This window comes from Intestinimonas sp. HCP28S3_D6 (assembly GCF_052065695.1).
In the GTDB taxonomy this organism is placed as follows: Bacteria; Bacillota; Clostridia; order Oscillospirales; family Oscillospiraceae; genus Intestinimonas.
This window is the reverse complement of the sequence record NZ_JBQHTM010000128.1, coordinates 1-1,222: the sequence shown is the minus strand read 5'-3', so window position 1 is coordinate 1,222 and position 1,222 is coordinate 1. Positions and strand designations below refer to the sequence as shown.

The window sequence follows — 1,222 nt, the reverse complement described above, 5'->3', positions numbered from 1 at the left end:
TAAGCACAAGGTTTCAGGTTCTATTTCACTCCCCTCCCGGGGTCCTTTTCACCTTTCCCTCACGGTACTGCTCCTCTATCGGTCATCAGGTAGTATTTAGGGTTGGAGGGTGGTCCCCCCAGCTTCCCACCGGGTTTCACGTGTCCGGCGGTACTCTGGATACTGACTAACAGGAATCATTTTTCGCTTACGGGACTATCACCCGCTGTGGTCGGCCTTCCCATACCGTTCAGCTAAACTATCCTGCCGTTGTGTCAGTCCACAACCCCAGAGGATAAATCCTCTAGTTTGCCCTCTTCCGCGTTCGCTCGCCACTACTTGCGGAATCTCGGTTGATTTCTCTTCCTCGCCCTACTTAGATGTTTCAGTTCAGGCGGTTCCCCGCGTACGCCTATTTTATTCAACGCACGCTGACAGAGTATTGCTCTGCCGGGTTGCCCCATTCGGAAATCCACGGATCAATGCGTATGTGCCGCTCCCCGTAGCTTATCGCAGCTTGTCACGTCCTTCGTCGGCTCCTGATGCCAAGGCATTCCCCTTGCGCTCTTTCTAGCTTGACCTTTCGCAGAACCTTTCTGGTTCCACGTTTTAGATCATGAATCATGCAGGCATCACAGAAGTTCAATTGGCTTCATTGTCGTTTTACCCTTCACTAGAACAGCTTTCGCCATTCTATCTTAAAGTTCCACAACATTTGCTTATTGCCCTCTGTTGCTTGCTCTCAATACTTTCTTCGCATTGTTCAGTTTTCAAGGTACAGACCTCTGACCATCAAGGTCAGATCTCAATGCTCAACACTCGTTTAAGCATTGAGATCTGATTTTGTTGGTGGAGGTAATCGGACTCGAACCGGTGACCCCCTGCTTGCAAAGCAGGTGCTCTACCAACTGAGCTATACCCCCGTAAGGGTTTTAGTGGTGGGCCCAAGTGGACTCGAACCACCGACCTCACGATTATCAGTCGTGCGCTCTAGCCAGCTGAGCTATGGGCCCGCGCTAGGTACTCACCGTTCAGCGGTGTGCGCCCTCTAAATTAAACAACGTGAATCACTTGCACGCTCCAGAAAAGCCCTGACCTTAGGACGTTACAACAAGAACTGGTCTCGTTGAATTCTCCTTAGAAAGGAGGTGATCCAGCCGCACCTTCCGATACGGCTACCTTGTTACGACTTCACCCCAATTATCGAACCCACCTTCGGCCGCGCCCCCCTTGCGGTTAGGCT

2 tRNA genes and 2 rRNA genes are annotated in these 1,222 nt (G+C 51.5%); all 4 read right to left on the bottom strand.

Annotated elements, in window-relative coordinates:
* Positions 1-560, bottom strand: a 23S ribosomal RNA gene (locus ACTNBK_RS17045); the annotation flags it as partial.
* Positions 561-826: 266 nt separating this feature from the next.
* Positions 827-902 (bottom strand) — tRNA-Ala (locus tag ACTNBK_RS17040).
* 13 nt (positions 903-915) lie between these two features.
* Positions 916-992, bottom strand: a tRNA-Ile gene (locus ACTNBK_RS17035).
* Between the two features lie 128 nt (positions 993-1,120).
* A 16S ribosomal RNA gene (locus ACTNBK_RS17030) occupies positions 1,121-1,222 on the bottom strand; the annotation flags it as partial.